The organism is Halorubrum sp. CGM5_25_10-8B, from assembly GCF_005435095.1.
GTDB lineage: Archaea > Halobacteriota > Halobacteria > Halobacteriales > Haloferacaceae > Halorubrum > Halorubrum ezzemoulense.
Genome location: NZ_SGTY01000003.1, coordinates 19,113 through 37,362, shown reverse-complemented (window position 1 = coordinate 37,362; position 18,250 = coordinate 19,113). Strand labels below are relative to the sequence as shown.

Genomic DNA, 18,250 nt, shown 5'->3' with positions numbered 1-18,250 from the left:
GCAGCGAGTCACATGCGAACGCTTTCCGAAATCGAGGTCGTCGGCGTCGTCGGCGCCGGGACGATGGGCAACGGGATCGCGCAGGTCGCGGCGTCGGCGGGATACGACGTGGTGATGCGGGACGTGGAGCGCGAGTACGTCGAGCGCGGCCTCGACAGCGTCGAGGACAGCCTCGACCGGCTGGCCGGAAAGGGCGCGCTCGACGAGGACCCCGAAGCGGTCCGCGACCGGATCACGGGGACGACGGCCCTCGACGACCTCGCGGACGCCGACCTCGTCGTCGAGGCCGTGATCGAAGACCTCGAGGTAAAACGCGACGTGTTCGGCGACCTCGACCGCGTCACCGACGACGACATCGTCCTCGCGACGAACACCTCCACGCTGTCTATCACGACCATCGCGAGCGCGACGGAGCGCGCGAGCGACGTGGTCGGCCTCCACTTCATGAACCCCGTCCCGATCATGGACGGCGTCGAGGTCGTGGTGGGCGAGCGCACCGACCCGGCGGTCGTCGACTTCGCGCACGCCTTCGCCGAGGACTTGGGCAAGGAGACGTGGGAGTCCGACGACAAGCCCGGGTTCGTCACCAACCGGATCCTGATGCCGTGGATAAACGAGGGGATCCGCGCGTACGACGAGGGCGTCGCCGACAAGGCCGACATCGACCGCGGGATGAAGCTCGGCACGAACGTCCCGATGGGGCCGCTCGAACTCGCCGACCACATCGGCCTCGACGTGGCGCTCGACGCAAGCGAGACGCTCCACGACGAACTCGGCGACCGCTACAAGCCGGCGTACCTCCTCAAGCGCAAGGTGGAGGCGGGCGACCTCGGCAAGAAGACCGGTCGCGGGTTCTACGAGTACGAGTGACCGCGTCGGGGCGTCTGAGAGGCGGTCAGGCCGCGTCCGCGTCGCGGTCGTCGTCCGCCGTCCACCGGCGCGCGCCGGGCAGCAGCCCGACGAGCTTCGTCACGTAGCCGAACCGGAACAGCCCCAGCTGCGAGAGCGCCCCGAGGACGAACACCGCGAGGAACGCGGGCGCCGAGAGGTCGAAGAGGAGGGGTTGGACGGTCGTCTCCGCGGCGGCCGTCTCGAAGCTCGCGGGCGTCAGCGACCGCGAGGCGAACGCCGCGCCGATGAGCGCCGTCGAGACCACGAGCGTCGTCCGGGTGAGGACGAACCCGAACAGCGCGCCGACGGCGACGCCCGCCAGCGTCGCGCCGACGAGCAGCGCCGTCCCCTCGACCCCTGCGGCGTCCGCCGCGTAGAAGGGGCCGACGGCGAACCGCCCGGCGAACCCGCCGACGACCGCGCCGATGCCGAGCACCGCGAAGGAGAGCCCGGCGTACGCGAGGAAGCCGCCGAGGAGGCCGCCGACCGCGACCGCGCCGGCGGTGAGGACGGCGCCGTCGACCGCGACGAGGCCGACGACGTTCGGCGCGAGCAGGTAGCCGGCGCCGGCGCCGACGAGCAGCCCCGTCAGCGTCACCGCGTAGACGGAGACCGCCGCGCCGACGAACGCGAGCGCCAGCCCCGCGAGGACCAAGCCGCCGTTGAGTGGGGTGAGCATGTCCGTACCGTGGCGCGCGCTGCTACTTAAATTGTCGCAGCCGCGAGGACGGAAAACGGGCGGCGAGCGGCGGACTCACCGCGCCCGGCTCGTCGCTCGTCGATCGATGTATCGCGTGTACCCGCCGACCGCGAGGCCGAACCCGACGACGAGCAGGACGAACCCGAGGAGGCGACTGGTCCCGACGGTCATCACCGTCAGGACGACGCCGAACAGCAGCGCGAACACGCCGGCGACGACGACGCCCACGTCCAGCAGCGGCGACGGCTGGATGGTCCGGCAGTGCGGGCAGATCCGCGCGTCGGCGGGGATCGGCTCGCGGCAGTCGACGCAGCGGAGGCGGTCGCTCGGCACGCGAGGCGGTTCGGCCGCGACCGGTTTGGCTCTGTTGACTGCGGAGGGGGCCGAGAGGACGTGTCTGCTACCCGGACGCGCCTCGGATTGTACTCGTCGGAACAGAGAACTCCGACGGGCCGCATGGTTAAACGATGTTTCCGGATTGTGAACCGAAGTGCCGAAACGGAGACGCCGCGAGGTCCTCGGAGCCCTCGCGGTGGCTCACCGCCGGTTGTATTTCCGACGACGACCCGCAGGTGGAAATTCGGGAGATAGACGTGGTGAATCTGCGGGACGAGACCGTCGGTGTCACGATAGTTGCGGAGCGAGGCGACGAGGTCGTATCCGAGGACGGGTTCCGATTCGGCCCGAAGCAAGGCGGAGCGACGGGCGGAGTGTATTTAAAAGAAAGTTGGATGAGTGGTGAGGGAGACCTGGAACTCACGATATCCGCGGATTCGATCGACGAAGCCAGTCTATTCACGGAGAGCGTGGCACAAGAGAGTGAGGACGACGAGTGTGTATCCGCGTTCAGTCCGGTCGACGAGAACGGCGGAGGCATGTACTACGCCGAAGCTGAGTGTTGACGACGCGCGAAACGAGCGCCGGGTGCGGATTTCCGCCCGCTCTCCCGCTCAGTCCGCGCCGGCCGCCGCGGCCGGCTCGTCGCCGGTATCGAGCGTCTCCTCCACCTGCGTGAAGACGGCGATCAGCGCGAGCACGGCGGCCGCGGCCCCGACCGCGAAGGGGACGACGAAACCGAAGCCGTAGAGCCAGCCGGACGCCAGCGGCCCCAGGGCGACGCCGAAGCCGAAGCCCATCGTGAGCACCGACAGGGTGGTCCCGGACTCACCCTCGCGGGCGAGGTCGCCGGCGAGCGCGAGCGACGGGGCGAACACGCACGCGACCGCGATCCCTTGGCCGAGCCGGACGAGCATCATCAGCGCCGGCTCGGTCACGATCCCCTGAAGCAGCGTCGTCGGGACGAGGATGACGAAGCCGGCGAGCAGGAACGGCCGGCGGCCGATCCGGTCGCTGGCGCGGCCCACGGGGACCTGGAAGACCACGTTCGCTATCGTCACGGCCGCGAACTGGGCGCCGAACCACACTGGGGGCTGGTCGAGCCGCACGTTCACTTGGTTCTGGAGCGTCGCGAACAGGGCGATGCACGCGCCCATGGCGACGGTCGCGAGCCCGAGCGTGAACACGGGGTCGAGCAGGCGGTCCTCGCCGCGGACCCGGATCGACACGTCGTCGCCCGCCTCGGCCTCGACGTCGGCGTCGCGGACGAGCAGGAACACGAGCGTGAAGCTGAGGTACGCCCCCGCGCAGGCCGCGACGAAGGCGGCGTCGAAGCCGTCGAGGACCGGGAGCCCGACGGCGGAGAGGTCGTACGGCCCGCGAGCGACGACCGCGCCCGCGAGGACCGGGCCGAAGCCGAAGCCGATGAGCCGGAACGTGTTGTACACGCCGAAGTTGCCGCCGCGGTCGGCGTCGCTCGCGGCGTACTCGTTCACGAGGGCGACCGTGGCGGGGATGATGAGCGCCGCGCCGAGCCCCTGTATCGCCCGCAGCGCCACCAGCACCGGGTAGCTCGTCGCGATCGTGTACAGCCCGCTCGCGGTTCCGAGGAGCAGGATTCCGGCGAGGACGAACGGACGACGGGCGCCAACGCGGTCGGAGAGCCGCCCCGTGAACGGCTGCGAGAGGCTGTTGAGAAAGCCGAAAAGCGAGAGCACGACGCCGATGAGGAGCGGTTCGGTCAGCGTGACCGCGGCCGCGCCGACCCCGACCTCGACGCCGAGTAACCCCTCGATGTCGACGAGGTCGCTGGTGATGTACAGCGGGAGGACGACGATGAGAAAGGAGTTCCCGGCGGCGCCGACCATTCGCGCGAGCGCCAGCACGATCACGCGCCGGTCGGTGTCGGTGACGCCGGAGAGGAGCCCCATTCACTCTGGGTTCGGAACGGATGATAAAGGCGCTTGTGAACGGGGGGAGTCGATCCGGTTTCGGTCGCCGACGAGCGTCGAACCGCGGTCTCGGTGTCGACCGAGACCGAGCGGCTCAGGGGGTCGCCGGGGTCCGCTTGTCGACGCCGCGGACCTCGAACCGCGCGCCGCCGTCCTCGCCGGTCGTCGCCTCGACCGTCCACCCGTGCGTGGTGGCGATCTCCTGAACGATCGCGAGGCCGAATCCGGTGGTGCCCGCGCCGCCGCTCTCGCCGGGTTCGAAGAGCGAGTCGGCGACCGCCGGGTCGATCCCCGACCCGTCGTCCTCGACGAAGAAGCCGTCCGAGAGGTCGCCGACCCGGATCGAGACGTCGTCGCCGGCGTGGTCGACCGCGTTGCGCATCAGGTTCTCGAAGAGGTTCCGGAGGCGGTCCGGGTCGGCGAGCACCTCGCGGTCGGTCTCGACCGAGAGGGTCGCGTCCGCGGTGTCGACGGTTGACCAGCTGTCGGCGACGACGTCCGCGAGGTCGACGCGCTCCGGGTCGCCGACCGTCTCTCCCTCGCGGGCGAGCGCGAGGGTCCGCTCGACGATCGACTCCATCCGGGCGAGCGCGTCGAGCGCGGCGTCGAGGTTCTCCGCGTCGTCCGACGCCTCGCGGGCGAGTTGGACCCGCCCCTGCGCGACGTTGAGGGGGTTCCGCAGGTCGTGCGAGACGATGCTCGCGAAGGAGTCGAGCCGGTCGTTCTGTCGTTCGAGCGCCGCCTCCCGCTCTTTGAACGCCGTGATGTCCTCCTGGAAGCCGACCCAGTGCGTGACGGTCCCGTTCGGGTCGCAGATCGGGGCGATGCTCACTCGGTTCCAGAACTCCGTCCCGTCCTTCCGGTAGTTCAGCAGCTCGACGCTCGTCGGCTCGTCGGCGTCGATCGCGTCGCGGAGCTCCTGAACCGACTCCTCCTCCGTGTCCGGCCCTTGGAGGAACCGGCAGTTGACGCCGATCGACTCCTCGCGGTCGTACCCGGTCATCTCGACGAACCGGTCGTTGACGTACACCATGGGGTTGTCCTCCCGGTCCGCGTCCGTGATGGTGATCCCGACCGGCGCCTCGTCGAGGGCGCGGGTCTTCGTCTCCAGTTCCGCGCGGCGCTCGCGCTCGTCGGAGACGTTTCGGAGGATGCCGACGCTGCCGTTGAACGAGTCGCCCTCGTACGGCAGCGCGGCCATGTGGTCGCGACAGGGGATCGGCTCTCCCTCCTTCGGGACGATGTCGACGCCGAAATGCTGGACGTCGGGCCCCGAAGACGAGAGGATCGTGCCGAGGCGGTCCTCGGCCTCTTTGACCGCCGCGTCGTCCTTGATGAACCCGGGCTTCTGGCCGATGATCTCCTCGCGGTCGTAGCCGGTGAGCTCGGCGAACGGCTCGTTGACGAACCGGAAGACGCCGGTCTCGTCGACGACGTAGACGGGGTAGCCGAGCGCCTCGATGACCGTCGAGTAGCGCTCGGCGATCTCTTTGGTCCGGTGCTCCTCGACCGCCTGATCGACGCGGTTCGCGAGCCGGCGGAGCTGCTCGGGACCGCCCTTCTGGAAGTAGCCGGTGACCCCGGCGTTGAGCGCCTGACTGGCGATTTCTTCCGAGCCCTTCCCGGTGTACAGCACGAACGGGGTCTCCCCGTGGCGGTCGCTGAACACGTCGAAGAACTCCAGCCCGTCCATCGCGGGCATGTCGTAGTCGCTGACCACGCAGTCGAAGGCGGCCTCGTCGAGCCGGTCCAAGGCTGTCTCGGGGTCGGTCACGCTCGTCACCGCCACGGAGTCGATCTCGCGTTCGAGGTACGCCTCCGTGAGGTCGAGGACCGACGGGTCGTCGTCGACGTGTAACACGTCGATCGCGGCGGGCATACGTGAACGAACGATCGCGAGGAATAAACGACTACCGACCCGGCTATCGGATCTGGATCCGGGGGCGGCGGCGACCGCGGTCCGCGTTCCACTTCCGGCGCGCGTGGCTGGTTCTTAAGACCGCGGAGCGCGGAGTCGGGATCGATGACCGGCGGGACGCCAGTCGCCGGGGAGACGCTCCCGGGCGCCGGCGGCGGGGACGACGACGCGGACCGCGTCGTCTGCCACGTCGACATGGACTGCTTTTACGCCTCCTGCGAGCGGCTGCGCCGCCCCGACCTCGCGGGCGAGCCCGTCGTGGTCGGGATGGGGTACGAACCGGGCGAGTCGATCGGCGCGGTCGCGACGGCGAGCTACGAGGCCCGCGAGTTCGGCGTCGAGAGCGCGATGCCGATCTCGGAGGCCTTGGAGCTGCTCCCCCGCCGCGCGGACGCGGACCCCGACGACCCGGACGCGCCCGACCCGGAGGAGACCGGGCGGTACCTCCCCGTCGACCTCGACTTCTACGAGGACGTGGCGAGCGAGGTGAAGGAGGTCCTACGCGACTGCGCCGACACGCGCCGGGAGGTGAGCATCGACGAGGCGTACCTCGACGCCACCGACCGGACCTCGTGGGCGGTCGCCGGGGGTGGCGGCGGGAGTCCGAGCGACGGCGGTGACGGGGACGACGGCGACGATTCTACCGACCCGCCGCCGAGCGGGGCCGCCGGCCCCGCGGAGGCGCGGACGCTCGCCGAGGGATACGCCCGCCACGTGAAAGACCGGATCGAGCGGGAGGCCGGGGTGCCGGCGAGCGTCGGCGTCGCGCCGAACATGTCGGCCGCGAAGGTCGCCAGCGACGCCGACAAGCCGGACGGGCTGGTCGTCGTGCCGCCGGGGTCGGTCGCGGAGTTCCTCGCGCCGCTGCCGACCGCCGACGTTCACGGGGTCGGCCCGGTGACCGAGGGGACGCTGGCGGAGCTGGGCATCGAGACCGCGGGCGACCTCGCCGCGGCCGACCGCGACCGGCTCGCCGCGGAGCTGGGCGAGCGCGGGCCGGAGCTCTCCCGACGCGCCGCGGGCGACGACGACCGGGAGGTGACGCCGACCGGCCTCCCCAAGAGCCTCTCGCGGGAGTCGGCGCTCCCGACGACCGCCGACGAGCCGACCAAGCGCGAGACCGTCTCCGCGCTCGCCGCGGACGTTGCCCGCCGCGCCCGCGAGCGCGGCTGCCTCTACCGCACAATCGGGATCAAGGCGGTCGAGCCGCCGTTCGACGTCAACACCCGCGTCCGGAGCCTGCCCGGTCCCGTGGACGACCCCGACCTCGTCGAGGAGGTGGCGCTCGACCTGCTCGGCGAGTTCGACGAGACCCGCGTCCGCAAGCTGGGCGTGCGCGTCTCCAAGCTCGACTTCGCCGAGACGGATCAGGCGACGCTCGGCGGATTCGAACCGGGGGACGGGCCGGGAGACGGGAGCGACGGCGCGGCCGACCGCCCCCGCGGGTCGGTCGGTCGAACGGCCGGCACCGACGGCGACGGCGGGAAGCTCACCGACTGGGTAGACGGGGAGCCGACCGCGGACGGCGACGCGACGGGGAACGAGGCAGAGCGCCGGACGGGGGACGGACAGGCGTCGCTCGGCGACTGGTCGTGAGCCGCGCCCGACGCGTGGATTCATGGGGCGGCCGAAACGATCCGGGGACATGTCCCTCGCTCGTCGCGTCCTCCTCGGCTCGAACTCGGACTGCTCGCCGCGCCGGTACCGACTCCTCGTGCCGCCGCTGCTCTTTGTCGTCTCCTTCGCCGCCTACGGGCTGGGGGTCTTCGCTCACGCCGGCGGGGTGGTGTTCCTCGCGTTCGACGCCGCGGCCCTCGGCGTCCTCGTGACCGCGGGCCTCGCCTATCGAGGGGCCGGGGTCGCGCTCGCGTGGCTCTCCGTCTACGGAGCGCTGCTCGGGAGCAACGCCGACCACTACCTGCTGGGCCTGCCCGGGCGGCCCCTCGCGGAGCGCGTCGCCGCGCTCCTCGGACTCGACGGGCTCGTCTTCGTCGGGGTCGAGGCCCTCGCGCTGGGGACGCTCGCGTGGGTCGCCGGGACCGTCGGCCGTCTCGCGGTCGACCGGGTCCGGGCCGCGTGACCGGCGTGGGCGTGCGACCGGATCGAACGCGCGACGGCCGGCTATTTACGCCCCGAGCGACGACCGCGATCCATGGACGATTCCGCCGACCTCGCGTGGGAGACGCTCGACAGCGACATCGACTACGCCTGCCCCGGCTTCGACGTGCGCCGGGACGAGGTGCGCTTCCCGGACGGCGAGACGGACGGGTTCCACTACGTCGACGAGCCGCCGGCGGTCGTCGTGCTGCCGCTGACGCCCGACGGCGACGTCGTCGTCATCGACGAGTGGCGACAGGCCGTCGGCCGGGTGAACCGCGGGATTCCCGCCGGGACGATGGAGCCGGAAGACGGGGCGGCGGGGGACGGCGGCCCCGCGGGCCGAGAGCCGACGACCGCCGCGGTCGAGCGCGCCGCGGCCCGCGAACTCGCCGAGGAGACGGGGTACGAGGCGGACGCGTTCGAGCGGCTGACGGCCGTCGAGCCCACGAACGGGATGGCGAACGCGGTCCACCACCACGTGCTGGCGACCGGCTGCGAGCCGACCGCCGAGCGGGAGCTGGACCACAACGAGTCGATCGCGGTCGAGACGGTGCCGTACGACGACCTGCTCGCCGCGGTCGTCGACGACGAGCTGCGCGACGGGCGGGCCGTCACCGCGGTGCTGTGGTACGAGCTGCTCCACCAGTAGGCGGTCGGGACCCGCCTTCGGCGCCGTCGCCGTTTCGGCACGGCGTCGTGGCGCCGCCGTCTCCGCGCGATATCGCACCGTCGCCGTCTCGGAACGATACCGCGCCGTCGTCGATTCCGACACGGACAACCATTTTGCCGGGCGGCCCCTACGCGGGGCAATGACAGATCCCTCCAGCGGCGACCGGGCCACGGACGGCGGCGTCTCGGACGAGTTCGACGACGTCGGGCCGGACGCCGTCGGCGACGCGGACGGGTCGGGCGGGGGCGCCGGCTCTCCGGGCGTCGCGGTCGCGACGGCCCTCCTCCTCGGCGTCCTCGGCCCGGTCATCGCGCTCGCGAGCGGGGTCGCCGTCTTCGCGATCGACTCGCTGACCGGGGGGCTCTCGCTCGTCGCGAGCGTGGTCCTCACGCTGGTGTTCGGCCAGTACGTCGCGTTCGGCGGGCTCGCGGTCGGCTACCTCGCGTGGCGCGGCTTCGACCGCGAGGGGATCGTCTCGTACCTCGGCGTCCGGGTGCCGAGCCTCAAGGAGATCGGGATCGTCCTCGGCAGCTGGGTCGTGATCTTGATCCTGATCCTCGTGGTCTCGACGATCGTCCAGCTGCTCGGGACGGAGACCGCGGCGAACCAGAGCGCGGAGCTGGCGATGGGGAATCCGGCGATCATCCCGCTGTTCGTCGCCGCGTCGTTCCTCGTCATCGGGCCCTGCGAGGAGATCCTCTACCGGGGAGTCGTCCAGGGGCGCCTCCGCGAGTCGCTGCCGGCCGCCCCGTCGATCGCGCTGGCGGCCGCCATCTTCGCGACCATCCACGTGATGGCGCTGACCGGCGGGCTCTCCGCGCGCCTGACGACGATCTCGATCCTGTTCGTGCCGAGCCTCGTGTTCGGCGCGGTGTACGAGTACACCGAGAACCTCGTCGTCCCCGCGCTGCTCCACGGCCTCCACAACGCCGTGATCTTCACTGTCCTCTACGTCACCGTGACGCAGGTAGACCCGAACGAACTGCCGACGGTGCTGGGGTTCTTCCCGGTCTGACCCCGGACGATCGAGCGGCCTCAGTACAGGTCCTCTAGCGCCTCCTCGACGTGCGAATGCTCCTCGGCCGGGAACTCGCCGCTCGTCACGGCATCCCGGTACGCCTCGACGGCGTCGACCATCTCGCCGCGCACGTCGCCGAACTGCTTCGCGAACGGCGGCGACCACTCTCCGAGCCCGACCGCGTCGTTGATCACGAGCACCTGTCCGTCGCAGTCGGGGCCCGCGCCGATGCCGATCGTCGGGATATCCAGCGCCTCGGTCACCGCGCCCGCGAGGTTCGCCGGCACGTGCTCCAGCACGAGCGCGAACGCCCCGGCGTCGGCGTGGGCGCCCGCGAGGTCGATGATCTCCTCGGCGGCGTCCTGCTCGGTCCCCTGTCGGGTGTAGCCGCCGAGCCGGTTCACGTGCTGCGGGGTCAGGCCGAGGTGCGCCATCACCGGGATCCCGACCTCGGTCATGCGACGGGTCGTGTCGACGGTGTGGGGGCCGCTCTCGATCTTCACGGCGTCCGCGTTCGCCTGTTTTAGGAGTCGACCCGCGTTGCGGACGGACTCGGCCTCGTCGACGCCGAACGAGAGGAACGGCATGTCGGCGACGACCAGCGCGTCCCCGGTCGCGCGCGCGACCGCCGCGGTCCGGCTCGCCACCTCGTCGAGCGTGACGGGGAGCGTGGAGTCGTAGTCAAGGGCGGCGTTGCCCATGCTGTCGCCGACGAGGACGACATCGATCCCCGCCTCGTCGACGATCGCCGCCGTCGGGGCGTCGTATGCGGTCAACATCGTGATCGGATCGTCGCCCTCCCGCAGTCCCCGCGTCGTGGTCATACCTCGGAGTCACCCGCGCGACGCCGTAAAATCGTCGGGAACCGGAAAGGCGGGGCGGCGCGGCCGGGCGGCGGCGCGACCCCGGTACCGCCGCCGACCGCCACCGATTTGCCGCTCGGCCGCCGAGTCGGTCGCGTGCAACCAGTCGAGCGGGCCGAGTACGAGGGGGTGGACTACGCGTGGGTGATGCAGACGACGTTCGTCGTCACCATCCTCGTCGGCGCGCCCGCCGCGGCGCTGCTGTCGACGCTCGTGACGCTGGAGACGTGGGGCGCGCGCGCCGCGTTCGCGGTCCGGATCGGCGCGCCCATCTGGTTCGTCACCGCGGTCGCTGTCGCGCTGTACGCGCGGCGCGCCGAGGCCGGCGACGGCGGCTCTGGCAGCGACGCCGACGCGAGCGCGGAACGGGACGCCGACGCTGACGCGAGCGCGGAACGAGACGCCGACGCTGACGCCGGAGACGCCGAGCCGGAGTCTACCGAGCCGACCGACGAACAGACTGACGAGGGGGAGAAGATCGACTGACCCGCGGGCGGCGCGGTGCGAGTCGCTACTCGGCGAGCAGCTCCGAGACCCACGCGAAGTCGACGCCGCCGCGCTCGGCGGTGACCGCGTCGCTCTGCGAGTCGCCGACGAACAGGGTGTCCTCCGGGGCCTCCCCGAGGCGGTTGATCGCCGCGAGCAGCGACGCCGGGTCGGGCTTGTGGCTTCCGACGGTGTCGCGGCCGACGATCGCACCCGAGACGAGCGCGTCGCCGAGGCCGTGCGTCTCGACCGCGATGCGGCACGCGTCCTCGCAGTTGAGCGAACAGACGCCAGCCGGGGGGTGTGGGTCCGCGGACTCGTCGTCCGCGGTCGCGGCCGCGAGTCGGTCCCCGAGCGGGAGCCGGGTCGACTCGCGGGCGCCGGGGCGCTCGTGGAGCGCGATCGCCTCCTCGACCTCAGCCCGGATCCCGTACTCGTCGGCCGCGCCGAGGAGGTCCCACAGCTCCTCAGTCGGGGGGATGAGGGCGCGCTCGGCGTACACATCGAGAACCGCGTCGGCGACCGCGTCCCAGTCGACCGCGAGCTCGACGAGCGTCCCGTCGAGGTCGTAGACGACCGCGTCGTAGGCGGCGAACTGAGACCCGTCACCGTCGGTCACTCGCCGAACACCCCGCGGGCGATGATCGTCTTCTGGACCTCGGTCGTCCCCTCGTATATCTCCGTGATCTTCGCGTCGCGGTAGAGGCGCTCGACGTCGAACTCGGTCGTATAGCCGTAGCCGCCGTGGATCTGGATCGCCTCGTTCGTCACCGACATCGCGGCCTCGCTGGCGCGGTACTTCGCCTTCGATGCGGCGACGCGATAGTCCTCGCCCGCCTCTGCCTGCCGGCACGCCTCGCGGACGAGCAGCCGCGCCGCCGACACGTCGGTCGACATCTCCGCGAGCTTGTGCCGGATCGTCTGGATGTCGCTTATCGGTCGGTCGAACTGCTCGCGCTCCTCGGCGTAGGATTTCGCCTCGTCGAGCGCCGCCTGCGCGACGCCGACCGCCTGCGCCGCGATGCCGATCCGGCCCTCGGTGAGCGTCCGGAACGCGGCGGAGAGCCCCTTCCCCGGCTCGGTGAGCCGGTTCGCGGCGGGGACGCGGCAGTCGTCGAAGGTGATCCCGGTCGTGTCCGAGGCCCGGAGGCCCAGCTTCTCCTCCTTCTTGCCGACCTCGAACCCCTCGGTGTCGGCGGGGACGAGGAACTGCGTGATCGCGTCGTCGTCGGGGTCGTGCGCCTCGTCGTCGACCTTCGCGAAGACGACGGCCACGCCGCCGCGCTTCCCGTTCGTGATCCACTGCTTCTCGCCGTTGAGCGCGTACTCGTCGGTCTCGGGGTCGTACGTCGCGGTCGTCGACATCTCCGCGGGATTCGAACCCGCGTGCGGCTCGGAGAGACAGAACATGCCCACCGGGCGGCCCGTCTCCGCCATCTCGGGGAGCCACGTCTCGCGCTGAGTCTCGCTGCCGAACTCGGCGATACAGGAGGTGGCGAGGCAGTGGACCGACAGGGCCGTCGCGACTGCGAGGGACCCGTGCGCCAGCGCCTCGTTGGCGACCGCGTACGTCGTCTTCCCCGCGCCGAACCCGCCGTACGCTTCCGGGACCGTCAGCCCCGTCAGGCCGAGTTCCGCGAGCCCGTCCCACACGTCCTCCGGGAACGTCTCCGTCTCGTCGGCTTCGGCCGCCGTCGGTCGGACCTCCTCGGCCGCGAACTCCTCGACGAGGTCGCGGACCGCCTGCTGTTCGTCGGTGAGCGCCGAGCCGACGCGTGCTCCGGTCATGTCACCGACTTCGGTCCCTCACCGAAAAAGGTGAGCGATCGGCGGGACCGCCCGACCCGGCGTCCCGGACGGCTTCGGCACCGGCGCCGGTGACGCGCCTACTCCTCCGCCTCGCGCGCCTCCCACAGCGGGTACAGCTCGTCGCGGGGCGGCTCGGCGAGCGGCTCGCCGTCGATTCGGACGGTTCCCGCGGGGCGAGCCGGGTCCGCGGCGTCGCCCGAGTCCGCGGCGTCGCCCGAGTCCGCGGCGTCGCCCGAGCCCGCGGCGTCGCCCGCAGCCCCCTCGACCGAGCCGATCTCCGCGCCGCCGATCCCGACCGCGTCGAGGGCGTCGAGCGCGTCGTCGACCCGGTCCGGCGGGACCGCGGCCAGCAGCGCGCCGGAGCCGAACGTCGCGAGCGGGTCGACGCCGAGCGCGTCGCAGCAGGCGCGCGTCTCGGGGCGGACGGGGACCGCGTCGCGCTCGACGGCGAAGACCGAGTCGCTCGCCGCGGCCATCTCGACGAGGGCGGTCGCGACGCCCCCCTCTGTCGGGTCGTGGAGCGCGGTCGCGGCGTCCCGGACCGCGGCCGCGTCGGGGACGACGCTCACCTCGTCGAGGAAGCCGGCGGCAGCGTCGAGCGTCGCGGCCGGGACGCCGGCCGCGCGGCACTCCTCGCGGAAGTCGGTCGCGAGGATCGCCGTCGCCTCGATCGCCGCCCCCTTTGTGAGAAGGAGGCGGTCGCCCGGCTCAGCCCCGCCGCTCGACACGAAGCGGTCCGTCGTCCCCATCGCCGTCATCGAGCAGAGCGGGCGGTCGAGCGCGTCGAGCACCTCGGTGTGGCCCCCGACGACCGCGCACCCGAGCTCGCGCGCCGTCGCGTCGACCTGGTCGACGACGGTCCGGAGGCGGTCGGGATCGCCGTCGGGCAAAAAGAGCGTGTGCGTGAGCCACCGCGGGTCGGCCCCGCTCGCGGCGACGTCGTTACAGGCGACGTGGACCGCGAGCGTCCCGACCGACTCGGCCGCGAGCGACAGCGGGTCGGCCGCGACGACGAGCGTCTCGGCGGCGTCGACGAGGTCGATCGCGGCCGCGTCCTCCCCGTAGGCCGGCCCCCGCGCCACCGCGGCGTCTGGCGCGCCGGTCGCCGCGAGCGCCGCGGCGAGCGCGTCGGGTCCCAGCTTGCCCGTCATCGCTTCCGGAACCACGCCGCGACGGCCGCGGGGTCGGCGTCGAGGCCGCCGCCCTGCGCGAACGTCGGGCCGCCGCCCCCGCCGCCGCCGAACTCGGCGGTTATCGCGCCGACGATGTCGCCCGCGTCGACGGCCGTGTCCTCCGCGGCCGCGACCACGACGAACGGGGCGTCACCCGCGCCAATCGCGGCGAGGGCGTCGGGGCCGTCGTCCGCGTCGGCGCCGCCGCCGACGAGCGCGGTCGCCGGCTCCCGGAGTTCGTTCGGGTCGGCGTCGTCGACGGTCCCGACCGCCCACCACGCGCCGTCGACCTCGGTCGTCGGGAGGTCGCGCAGGCGGGCGGCGAGCAGGTCCCCGCGCGCCTCGCGGAGGTCCGCCTCCAGCCGGTCGGCCTCCTCGCGGAGGCGGTCGACCGCGTCGGGGAGGTCGCCGACGCGCGCGTCCAGCGTCGTCGCGGCGTCGAGCGCGGCAGCGTGGACCGCGCCGAGCTCGTCGATGGCGGTCGGGCCGACGGCGAACTCGACGCGGGTGACGCCCTCGCCGGGGTTCGACCGGTCCAGCACCGCGATCGGCCCGATATCCGCGGTGTTCTCGACGTGGGTCCCGCCGCAGGCGGCGACGTCCCAGGGGTCGTCGGCGTCGCCGACGGTGACGACCCGGACCGCGCCGCCGCTCATCGCACCCTCCTCCGTTTTCGTGTTGAACGCGATCCCGTCGACATCTCGGGCCGCCTCGGCCGAGTGGGTCGCCCACGAGACGGGCAGCGAGTCCCAGACGGCGCGGTTCGCGAGCCGCTCTAACTCGATCAGGTCGCCGTCGTCTAACGGCTCGGCGGTCGTCAGGTCGACGCGGACCTTCGTCTCGGAGATGTCGAAGCCGGCGTAGCCGAGGTCCTCGGCGATCCGGCGCGCGGCCCCGTACAGCACGTGGGAGGCGGTGTGTGCGCGGGCGCAGTAGGTCCGGAACGCGTCGTCGACCAAGCCCGTGACCTCGTCGCCGGGCGCGAGGTCGGGGTCGGCGTCGGAGTCGAGGGCGTGGACCACGTCTCCGCGCCGTTCGGTCACGTCGTCGACGAGGTGGCCGTCGAGCGTCCCCCGATCGGCGGGCTGGCCGCCGGACTCGGCGTAGAAGTACGTCTCGTCGAGGACGACCTCGCGGCCGTCGACGCGGTCGACCGTCGCTTCGAACTCCCGGACCGCCGGCTCGGCCGGCGCGCGTGAAGCGGTCATTGCCGGGTCGTGGGCACGGGCGGGTAAATAGGTGACCGCCGCGGTATCGGTTGTAAACGACCGTCGCGGTGGCGCGTGCCTGCGAGCCGCCGGCAGGCCGCGAAGCCAGCGCGCGCGAGGTCGCCGGCGCTACGCGCCGGCTGCCAGAGGGACCTTCGGTCCCTCGCTCGAGTCAGTTGCCGGAGCGAAGCGACGGCGGCTGACGAGGCTGGGGAGGCGTGCGGTGCGGTTGTGGTGTGGGCGGGCGGGACTCGAAGGGGCAGCCGCGACGGCGCGCGACGCAAGCACCGAGGGAGGGGACGGAGTGACCGACGGAGGCGCGCAGCGATCGCAGCGAGCCCTCGCGGCTGGGGCTTCGGTGGTGTTCGACGGCGATCCGTCGAGACCAATCTATAATCGGGCGGCGCCGCCGCTCGGAGCTACGAGCGAATCAAAAAACCGCCTACCCCTTATCCCTCCAGTTCGAACGCGACCTCGACTTCCGCCTGATACTCGCGGTCGGCCGCGCTGTCCAACTCGACGCCGAACTCCTCGACCTCGACCCAGTAGACGTTGTCCAGCGTGTCCTCGGCGCGGTCGATGGCGTCGTCGGCCGCGGCGTCGAAGCTCTCCTCGCTCGTCCCGATCAGCGTGATCTTCTTGAAGACCATGTCACGTGCTGGTAGGACGCATGGGGAGATAAAAATAGGCGTCGCGGGACGGGCCCGTGGCTGGAGGACCCCTACGGACTTCCGGGCGCGCCTTCCATCACCGCGAAGTCCTCGCCGTCGTGGTCGATGCCGATGACCGCCCAGTCGTAGGGGGGTTTCGAGGCGACGAGCCGCTCTTGGAGGTCGGCCGCGCGGTCGCGCCACGTGACGAAACACCGGAGTCGCGGTGTGTCGCCCCCGTCTGCGAGATACGGGTCGAGGTCGTCGTCGTCCAGACACAGCACCGTCACGAGGACGCGCCGCCACTTGCGCTCCGCGACGAACTCGCGTCCGCCCTCGGAGACGGTGTAACCCAGTTCGCGGAAGACGTCTCTGGCCTCGGTCGTCGGGGGGATGCTCGCAGTGGCCATCTGCCTCGAAGTTCGGCACCATCCGTGATAAACTTTCTCACGATTTCGGACAGAGAGAACCGGCGGGGCGGCCGGGAACGCCGCGGAGAGCCGCGAGCGCGTCCCGTCGTCGGAGGCTCACTCGTGGGCCGCGTCCCACTCGTCCGGCTTCCGGAGGTTTCCGCACTCGGTACACTGGATCCGGCCCATCGTGTCCATCGCGGTGTCGAACGACCCGCAGTTGCCGCAGCGGAACCCCCAGCGGGACTCCCCCGCCTCGTCCGCGAACACGAGGTAGAAGGGGCCGTCCGCGCCGCGCTCCGTGCGCGACCGGTCGGTGTACACGCGTTCCCCGTCCGGTGTCGTCGTCGCTTCCAGCGTCATACCTCTCGCTACCCGGCGGAGCGACTTAAGCGGCGGACTCGGCGGTCGGGAGAAAACGGAAGCGAAGCGGAGGCCGGAACCGCCCCGGTGACGGCGGGGAACCGCTACGTGCGGAACGACTCGCCGCAGCCGCACTCGGAGACGACGTTCGGGTTCTCGACCTCGAAGCCGGCCGCCTGAAGCCCGTGTTCGTAGTCGAGCGTGCTCCCGCCGATGTAGTTCTTGCTCGCGGGGTCGACGAACACCCGGAGGTCGTGGTGTTCCACGACGAGGTCGTCTTCCTCCGGCTCGGTGTCGAAGCGCATCCCGTAGGACAGCCCCGCGCAGCCGCCCTGCTGGACGAACAGTCGCAGTCCGGCGATGTCGGTGTCGAGCCCCTCGCCCTCCAAGAGCGAGAGCGCCTCCTCGGCGGCGTCCGGCGTCACCTCGATCGCCGGGTCGTTCCCCTCGGTCCCGGTGTCGGCCGGTTCGGTACTCATGCGAACGCGTTCGGCGTCGACACTCAAAACCCTGCCGGCGGGAGCGACCGGTCAGGTCGCTGCGTCGGCGCTCGAATCCGCGTCCGCGCTCGGATCCGCGTCAGTGTTCGGCTCCTGCTCGGGATCGGGCGCGCCGTCGCGAGCGGCCGCCGCGGGTCCGACGGCCCCGCTGACCGTCACGTCGCGTTTCGGGTACGGGATCTCGATGCCCGCGTCGCCGAGCGCCACGTACAGCGCCCGGTTGAGTTCGTGTTGCGCGCGGCGGCGACGGGTGGGCCCGTTCACCCAACAGAGGATCTCGTACTGGAGCGACGAGTCGCCGAACGACCGGAACCGCGCCCGCGGCTTCGGGGAGTCGAGGACCAGCGGCTCGGCTCCCACGACATCCATCGCGAGCGCCTCGAAGGCGTCCACGTCCGTCCCGTAGGCGACGCCGATCGGGACCCGGACGCGGCAGCGGCGCCGGGGCGCGGACTCGTTCGTCACCTTCGAGGCGTTGAGCGCCGCGTTCGGCACCGTCACCAGCACCTCGTCGCGGGTGAGCAGCGTCGTCGAGCGCACGCCGACCTTGATCACGGTGCCCGCCGTGCCGTCGTCCAAGACGATGTAGTCGCCGATCTTGTAGGTGTCGTCGAAGTACAGCGCGATCCCGCCGAAGAAGTTCGCGACGGTGTCCTTCGCGGCGAAGCCGACCGCGATGCCGGCGACGCCCGCCGCGCCGAGCAGGGGCGTGATCTCGATGCCCCACAGCCACAGCAGGGTTCCGGCGCTCCCCACCAGCACCGCGAGCGTCCAGACGTTCGAGAAGACGGGCGCGAAGTCGAACCGGCCGCCCTCGGCGTTGACCGCGGCGACGAGCCGGTTCACGACGCCGTTGGCCGCGTACGCCCAGACGAGGACGATCACCGACAGCGACGGCCGCCCGAACACCGCGTCGAGCAGCCGCGGCTCGACGAGTACCGACGTCCGAACCGACGGCACCTGCGTGAGCACGTACACTCCCGCGAGCGCGGCGGTGACGACGAGCGGGGCGCGGAGCGACGAGAGGACGATGTCGTCGTAGCCGGTGTCCGTGTGCGAGACGTAGCGGCGGGCGACCCGGAGGACGACGAACTCCATGGCCAAGGCGCCGGCGACCGAGACGACGAGGACCGCCACCGTCGCCTCCAGCGCGGAGAATCCCTCAAACAGCGTCAGCGGCGACGGAAACATACCGTCCCGAGGC

Annotated in this window: 21 protein-coding genes; 7 read left to right on the top strand and 14 right to left on the bottom strand. The window is 71.8% G+C overall.

The genetic code is table 11. The features are described 5' to 3' along the window. The first annotated feature begins 12 nt into the window (after window positions 1–12). On the top strand, window positions 13–870 hold the full coding sequence (locus EXE51_RS03260; RefSeq protein ID WP_094494598.1) for a 3-hydroxyacyl-CoA dehydrogenase family protein: 858 nt from the start codon (window positions 13–15) through the stop codon (window positions 868–870). Between the two features lie 25 nt (window positions 871–895). Here the strand turns inward: EXE51_RS03260 and EXE51_RS03255 are convergent, their stop codons facing one another. Further along, window positions 896–1,570, bottom strand: a complete 675-nt coding sequence (locus EXE51_RS03255) for a phosphate ABC transporter permease (RefSeq protein ID WP_086216120.1) — start codon at window positions 1,568–1,570, stop codon at window positions 896–898. Window positions 1,571–1,645: 75 nt separating this feature from the next. Next, a complete protein-coding gene (locus tag EXE51_RS03250; protein WP_049930159.1) occupies window positions 1,646–1,924 on the bottom strand; it encodes a zinc ribbon domain-containing protein in 279 nt (92 codons plus the stop codon). 134 nt (window positions 1,925–2,058) lie between these two features. On the opposite strand from EXE51_RS03250, the gene EXE51_RS03245 reads away from it, so the two are divergent. Beyond that, window positions 2,059–2,493 (top strand): hypothetical protein, encoded by a 435-nt coding sequence (locus EXE51_RS03245; protein WP_241990582.1) that lies wholly within the window; start codon window positions 2,059–2,061, stop codon window positions 2,491–2,493. 48 nt (window positions 2,494–2,541) lie between these two features. Here EXE51_RS03245 and EXE51_RS03240 read toward each other — a convergent pair whose 3' ends face one another. Together EXE51_RS03240 and EXE51_RS03235 are read right to left on the bottom strand one after the other, a co-directional pair. Next, the gene (locus EXE51_RS03240) at window positions 2,542–3,858 is read right to left on the bottom strand and encodes an MFS transporter (RefSeq protein ID WP_094494597.1); all 1,317 of its coding nucleotides are present in this window, start codon (window positions 3,856–3,858) and stop codon (window positions 2,542–2,544) included. Between the two features lie 115 nt (window positions 3,859–3,973). After that, window positions 3,974–5,758 carry a PAS domain-containing protein gene (locus EXE51_RS03235; RefSeq protein ID WP_137692030.1) on the bottom strand — a complete coding sequence of 595 codons (1,785 nt, stop codon included), beginning with the start codon at window positions 5,756–5,758 and terminating at the stop codon, window positions 3,974–3,976. Window positions 5,759–5,902: 144 nt separating this feature from the next. Here EXE51_RS03235 and EXE51_RS03230 point away from each other — a divergent pair, with 144 nt between their 5' ends. The 4 genes from EXE51_RS03230 to EXE51_RS03215 all read left to right on the top strand — a co-directional run bounded on the left by EXE51_RS03230 (window position 5,903) and on the right by EXE51_RS03215 (window position 9,582). After that, complete coding sequence (locus EXE51_RS03230) at window positions 5,903–7,393, top strand: DNA polymerase IV (protein WP_137692029.1); 1,491 nt, start codon at window positions 5,903–5,905, stop codon at window positions 7,391–7,393. A gap of 49 nt (window positions 7,394–7,442) precedes the next feature. Next, window positions 7,443–7,877, top strand: a complete 435-nt coding sequence (locus EXE51_RS03225) for a hypothetical protein (RefSeq protein WP_094553245.1) — start codon at window positions 7,443–7,445, stop codon at window positions 7,875–7,877. A 72-nt stretch (window positions 7,878–7,949) separates the two neighbouring features. Continuing rightward, window positions 7,950–8,546 (top strand): NUDIX hydrolase, encoded by a 597-nt coding sequence (locus EXE51_RS03220; RefSeq protein WP_094553246.1) that lies wholly within the window; start codon window positions 7,950–7,952, stop codon window positions 8,544–8,546. Window positions 8,547–8,706: 160 nt separating this feature from the next. After that, entirely contained in the window at window positions 8,707–9,582 is an 876-nt protein-coding gene (locus EXE51_RS03215) for a CPBP family intramembrane glutamic endopeptidase (protein ID WP_049930147.1), read from the top strand. Between the two features lie 20 nt (window positions 9,583–9,602). Here the strand turns inward: EXE51_RS03215 and panB are convergent, their stop codons facing one another. After that, window positions 9,603–10,409: a 3-methyl-2-oxobutanoate hydroxymethyltransferase gene (gene panB / locus EXE51_RS03210; RefSeq protein ID WP_137692028.1), complete on the bottom strand. Its 807-nt coding sequence runs from the start codon at window positions 10,407–10,409 to the stop codon at window positions 9,603–9,605. Window positions 10,410–10,544: 135 nt separating this feature from the next. Between panB and EXE51_RS03205 the strand changes: the two genes are divergently transcribed. Next, on the top strand, window positions 10,545–10,934 hold the full coding sequence (locus EXE51_RS03205; RefSeq protein WP_137692027.1) for a DUF5822 domain-containing protein: 390 nt from the start codon (window positions 10,545–10,547) through the stop codon (window positions 10,932–10,934). A 25-nt stretch (window positions 10,935–10,959) separates the two neighbouring features. On the opposite strand, the gene EXE51_RS03200 is transcribed toward EXE51_RS03205, so the two are convergent. From EXE51_RS03200 to EXE51_RS03160, 9 genes are all read right to left on the bottom strand, one after another. Continuing rightward, window positions 10,960–11,553, bottom strand: coding sequence for an HAD family hydrolase (locus EXE51_RS03200; protein WP_198945662.1), 594 nt, complete (start codon window positions 11,551–11,553; stop codon window positions 10,960–10,962). Next, window positions 11,550–12,722, bottom strand: coding sequence for an acyl-CoA dehydrogenase family protein (locus EXE51_RS03195; RefSeq protein ID WP_049930144.1), 1,173 nt, complete (start codon window positions 12,720–12,722; stop codon window positions 11,550–11,552). Before EXE51_RS03195 ends, EXE51_RS03200 begins: the two co-directional genes overlap by 4 nt. Window positions 12,723–12,820: 98 nt before the next feature. Beyond that, window positions 12,821–13,894: an AIR synthase family protein gene (locus EXE51_RS03190; protein ID WP_137692026.1), complete on the bottom strand. Its 1,074-nt coding sequence runs from the start codon at window positions 13,892–13,894 to the stop codon at window positions 12,821–12,823. Continuing rightward, window positions 13,891–15,123, bottom strand: coding sequence for an alanine--tRNA ligase-related protein (locus EXE51_RS03185; RefSeq protein WP_137692025.1), 1,233 nt, complete (start codon window positions 15,121–15,123; stop codon window positions 13,891–13,893). Before EXE51_RS03185 ends, EXE51_RS03190 begins: the two co-directional genes overlap by 4 nt. Before the next feature lie 449 nt (window positions 15,124–15,572). Then, window positions 15,573–15,773, bottom strand: coding sequence for a dodecin (locus EXE51_RS03180; RefSeq protein ID WP_049930142.1), 201 nt, complete (start codon window positions 15,771–15,773; stop codon window positions 15,573–15,575). A 71-nt stretch (window positions 15,774–15,844) separates the two neighbouring features. Beyond that, complete coding sequence (locus tag EXE51_RS03175; RefSeq protein WP_049930140.1) at window positions 15,845–16,183, bottom strand: hypothetical protein; 339 nt, start codon at window positions 16,181–16,183, stop codon at window positions 15,845–15,847. A 117-nt stretch (window positions 16,184–16,300) separates the two neighbouring features. Continuing rightward, window positions 16,301–16,546, bottom strand: a complete 246-nt coding sequence (locus EXE51_RS03170) for a DUF5816 domain-containing protein (RefSeq protein ID WP_049930138.1) — start codon at window positions 16,544–16,546, stop codon at window positions 16,301–16,303. Window positions 16,547–16,650: 104 nt separating this feature from the next. Further along, a complete protein-coding gene (locus EXE51_RS03165) occupies window positions 16,651–17,025 on the bottom strand; it encodes an iron-sulfur cluster assembly accessory protein (protein ID WP_049930136.1) in 375 nt (124 codons plus the stop codon). A 51-nt stretch (window positions 17,026–17,076) separates the two neighbouring features. Beyond that, window positions 17,077–18,237, bottom strand: coding sequence for a mechanosensitive ion channel family protein (locus tag EXE51_RS03160; RefSeq protein WP_049930134.1), 1,161 nt, complete (start codon window positions 18,235–18,237; stop codon window positions 17,077–17,079). Window positions 18,238–18,250 lie beyond the last annotated feature (13 nt).

Coding starts and splice junctions, on each gene's coding strand:
- EXE51_RS03170 (WP_049930138.1), bottom strand. CDS start 16,546: ATGACGCTGGAAGCGACGACGACACCGGACGGGGAACGCGTGTACACC.
- EXE51_RS03245 (WP_241990582.1), top strand. CDS start 2,059: ATGTTTCCGGATTGTGAACCGAAGTGCCGAAACGGAGACGCCGCGAGG.
- EXE51_RS03175 (WP_049930140.1), bottom strand. CDS start 16,183: ATGGCCACTGCGAGCATCCCCCCGACGACCGAGGCCAGAGACGTCTTC.
- EXE51_RS03220 (WP_094553246.1), top strand. CDS start 7,950: ATGGACGATTCCGCCGACCTCGCGTGGGAGACGCTCGACAGCGACATC.
- EXE51_RS03240 (WP_094494597.1), bottom strand. CDS start 3,858: ATGGGGCTCCTCTCCGGCGTCACCGACACCGACCGGCGCGTGATCGTG.
- EXE51_RS03160 (WP_049930134.1), bottom strand. CDS start 18,237: ATGTTTCCGTCGCCGCTGACGCTGTTTGAGGGATTCTCCGCGCTGGAG.
- EXE51_RS03235 (WP_137692030.1), bottom strand. CDS start 5,758: ATGCCCGCCGCGATCGACGTGTTACACGTCGACGACGACCCGTCGGTC.
- EXE51_RS03165 (WP_049930136.1), bottom strand. CDS start 17,025: ATGAGTACCGAACCGGCCGACACCGGGACCGAGGGGAACGACCCGGCG.
- EXE51_RS03215 (WP_049930147.1), top strand. CDS start 8,707: ATGACAGATCCCTCCAGCGGCGACCGGGCCACGGACGGCGGCGTCTCG.
- EXE51_RS03180 (WP_049930142.1), bottom strand. CDS start 15,773: ATGGTCTTCAAGAAGATCACGCTGATCGGGACGAGCGAGGAGAGCTTC.
- panB (WP_137692028.1), bottom strand. CDS start 10,409: ATGACCACGACGCGGGGACTGCGGGAGGGCGACGATCCGATCACGATG.
- EXE51_RS03225 (WP_094553245.1), top strand. CDS start 7,443: ATGTCCCTCGCTCGTCGCGTCCTCCTCGGCTCGAACTCGGACTGCTCG.
- EXE51_RS03190 (WP_137692026.1), bottom strand. CDS start 13,894: ATGACGGGCAAGCTGGGACCCGACGCGCTCGCCGCGGCGCTCGCGGCG.
- EXE51_RS03255 (WP_086216120.1), bottom strand. CDS start 1,570: ATGCTCACCCCACTCAACGGCGGCTTGGTCCTCGCGGGGCTGGCGCTC.
- EXE51_RS03185 (WP_137692025.1), bottom strand. CDS start 15,123: ATGACCGCTTCACGCGCGCCGGCCGAGCCGGCGGTCCGGGAGTTCGAA.
- EXE51_RS03195 (WP_049930144.1), bottom strand. CDS start 12,722: ATGACCGGAGCACGCGTCGGCTCGGCGCTCACCGACGAACAGCAGGCG.
- EXE51_RS03230 (WP_137692029.1), top strand. CDS start 5,903: ATGACCGGCGGGACGCCAGTCGCCGGGGAGACGCTCCCGGGCGCCGGC.
- EXE51_RS03260 (WP_094494598.1), top strand. CDS start 13: ATGCGAACGCTTTCCGAAATCGAGGTCGTCGGCGTCGTCGGCGCCGGG.